Genomic DNA, 3,338 nt, shown 5'->3' with positions numbered 1-3,338 from the left:
GGCCCCCGCCGATGACACGGGTACCGAGATGGTCGACCTGGCTTCCGGGGACGACCAACGCGGCCTTCTCCTCCTGCCAGGCGAGGAAGTGCGGTGCGCGGCGGTGCGCCCGGAGCGCCTCCTCGTCGGCGAACACCTCATAGACCCAGAACACGTCCGGGTCCGCCGCGTCCTGGGTGACCTCGAACCGCAGACAGCCGGGCTCGTCGCTCAGCGCGGCGGCGGCGTTGCGGGAGATCCCGGTGAGGAAGTCCTCGCGGCGGCCCGGCGACACGCGGATCGAGATGACGAGTGCCACCGCCTGGTCGGCCACGATTCCTCCACTGTTCTCGGCGCCGGGGGTGTCCCGAGGATACGTCCCCCATGGCCGGTCACGGCCGAACACCGGGACGCCCTTGTGGTTCGGCAGGACGGCGGCCAGACTCGTATCTGGACATCGAGAGGACGGGGCCGTTCACGTGGATCGGGCGTGGACGCGTGACACGGGGAGTGATGTGGAAGGTGGGGAGCGCGCCAGGGGCACGGATGCCTCCGATGAGCTGGGAGGGCATCGACCACGCGCTCAACCGTGTGCGTGGTGAGGCGGATCGGATCGCCCTCTACCGCACCGACCTGGACGGCCACGTCAGCCACCGCCTGCTCCGGGAGGCGGACCTGGTCGGACGCACCAGACTGCGCTGGGAGAGGGCGGACGCGCACGTCCGCAGCCTGTGGGCGGCGCACCCCGCCGTGCGGGACGTGGTCGAGCGCGCCACCGATCTGCGTGTCTCGGGCGACCCCGACTCCCAATGCGAGCTCACCCGTCTCCTCGACGGCCCCTCGGTGGTGCTTCCGCGTACCGACACCCGTCCGGACGCCTCCGACGAACGGATCACCCTCGCGGAGGCCATCGCCCGGGTGACGGCCGACTACGAGGAGGTCACCGAGGCCATCTCCGCCGTCGAGACCGCCTGGGACGCCCTCCACCCCCGGCTCGGCGAGCTGGAATCCATGTGGCACGAGATCGGCACGTACGCCGACATGATCGGCCTCGGCGAGGACGAGTACGAGGACCTGCGCGCCGCCCTCTTCCGGATCGGTGAGGTGATCCGCCGCGACCCGCTGTCGCTCGTCGTCGGCGGACGCGTGGTCACCACCGAGATCGAGCGCCTGCGCGGACTGCTGGACCGCACCCGGGGCGAGCTCCGCGACGCCCTGCGCATGCGTGACTCCTACCGCGAGACCGTTGACCGCCTCCGCTTCGCCGTCGACGACGTCGAGATGGTCATCGGGCGGGCCCACCGCCTGCGCGCGCAGGTCGTCGCCAAGGTCTCCTCGCCCGAGGTGCCCGACGTCCCGGACCCGGTCCCCGGTCTGCGCTCGGGCGTCGCCGCACTGGACGACCTCCGCGCCGGCGGGCGCTGGCGCGAACTCGGCTCCCGTCTGGGCGAACTCCAGCGCGCCATTCACCTCGCCGCCGACGACGCCCGCGACCGGGAGGTCGGGCTCACCCGTCTGCTGGAACGCCGGGCCGAGCTGCGTGGCCGACTGGACGCCTTCCGCGCGCTCTCGGTCCGGCTCGGCCTGGCCGGTGACGTGCGGCTCGCCGGGCTGCACGGCGTGGCGCACTGGGAACTGTGGTCGGTCCCCTGCGACCTGCGCGCCGCCACCGTCGCGCTGGCCGCCTACCTCAGCGCGCTCAAGGAGGTGTCCGGGGCCGACTTCCCCGAAGACGGAACCCCCTCCGGCGCCGGAGAGCCGGGCGGCGGGAGTGAAGGAGGTGCGCACACGTGACGACCGCGTGCACGGAACCCGACTGCGACGGCCGGATCGAGGGCGGTTCCTGCCGTACCTGCGGCCGTGCGCCGGGCGACGTACTCCACGCCAGGACCGAACAGGTCCCCCTGGCACCTCAGCCCGCCTCCCAACCGGTCCCGTGGGTGCGCCCTCCCGGAACTCCGCCGGAGGACCGTGCCCTCCTCTCCGGCGGCGCCGGGTCCGCAGACACCACGGGCACCGGGAACGTGCACGGCACGGGTGCGGGGTCGGCCGGGAGCAGCCGCCGCTCCGCGCGCGGCATGCTCGGGATGGGCATGGTCCAGGTGCCCATGGTCCCTTACCGGAATCCGGCCGAGGCGGTCATGACCGAGCCCGTCGTCGCGGAGAAGAACCGCTTCTGCGGCGTCTGCAACGACCGGGTCGGCCGCTCCCGTGACGGCCGTCCCGGCCGGACCGAGGGGTACTGCCGCAGCTGCGGCACCCCCTTCTCCTTCACACCCAAGCTCGCCGCGGGCGACCTGGTCGGTGGGCAGTACGAGGTGCTCGGCTGTATCGCCCACGGTGGGCTGGGCTGGATCTACCTGGCCAAGGACCGCAACGTCAACGACCGTTGGGTGGTACTCAAGGGCCTGCTCAACGCCGGGGACGCGGAGGCGCACAGGGCGGCCGCCGCCGAGCGCGCCTTCCTGTCGGAGGTCGAGCACCCCAACATCGTCAAGATCATCAACTTCTCGCAGTACCCCGACCCCGACACCGGTATCCCCGCCGGCCACATCGTCATGGAGTACGTCGGGGGCAAATCGCTGCGGCAGTTGCTCACCGAGCGCGGGGAGCCGGGCACCGGCTACGAGGTCCTGCCCGTCGACCAGGTCATCGCCTACGGTCTGGAGAGCCTGCGCGCCCTCGGCTACCTGCACAGCAAGGGTCTGCTCTACTGCGACTTCAAGCCGGACAACGTCATGCAGAGCGAGGAGCAGATCAAGCTCATCGACCTGGGCGGTGTGCGGCGTATGGACGACACCTCCAGCTCCGTCTACAGCACGCCCGGCTACCGGGTGCCGGAGGAGGAGCTGCGTTCCCCCGGCCCCTCGATCAGCTCCGACCTCTACTCCGTGGGACGGTCCCTGGCCGTCCTCAGTTTCCGGTTCGACGCCAGACGCGAGCACGCGCACACCCTCCCGCCCGCCGACACCGTGCCGCTGCTCAGACGGCACGAGTCCTTCGACCGCCTGCTGCGCCGCAGCACGCGGGCCGAACCGGACCTGCGCTTCCAGGACGCCGACGAGATGGCCGACCAGCTCACCGGCGTCCTGCGCGAGGTGCTGTCCGACATCAAGGGCTCGCCGCACCCGGCGTCCTCCACCCTGTTCGGCGGTGAGAACACGGTGGGCGGCACCGAGATCGGCGCACTCGACGCCGACCGACTGCTCGCTCCACCGCCGCCCGTCGAGGCCGCGGCGCTCCTGCCCAGGCCCCTCATCCACGACGACGATCCGGCCGCCCAGCAACTCCGGGGGTTCTCCGCCCTGAGCGACGAGGAGCTGATCCCCATCCTGCGGGGCAGGGCCGCACCCTCACCC

General features: G+C 72.0%; 3 protein-coding genes. 2 read left to right on the top strand and 1 reads right to left on the bottom strand.

The genetic code is table 11. The features are described 5' to 3' along the window. Nucleotides 1-313, bottom strand: a 313-nt coding sequence (locus tag D471_RS0123085; protein WP_017600812.1) for a putative quinol monooxygenase, incomplete at its 3' end; no start/stop codon positions are given. Between the two features lie 221 nt (nt 314-534). Here D471_RS0123085 and D471_RS0123080 point away from each other — a divergent pair. Together D471_RS0123080 and D471_RS0123075 are read left to right on the top strand one after the other, a co-directional pair. Continuing rightward, entirely contained in the window at nt 535-1,773 is a 1,239-nt protein-coding gene (locus D471_RS0123080; protein ID WP_017600811.1) for a hypothetical protein, read from the top strand. A 284-nt stretch (nt 1,774-2,057) separates the two neighbouring features. Next, the coding region (locus D471_RS0123075; RefSeq protein WP_241479690.1) for a serine/threonine-protein kinase at nt 2,058-3,338 on the top strand (1,281 nt) is incomplete at its 3' end.

It is taken from the genome of Nocardiopsis lucentensis DSM 44048 (genome assembly GCF_000341125.1).
Lineage (GTDB): Bacteria > Actinomycetota > Actinomycetes > Streptosporangiales > Streptosporangiaceae > Nocardiopsis > Nocardiopsis lucentensis.
Note: the sequence above shows the minus strand (reverse complement) of the source record. Positions and strands in the feature narration are given on the sequence as shown.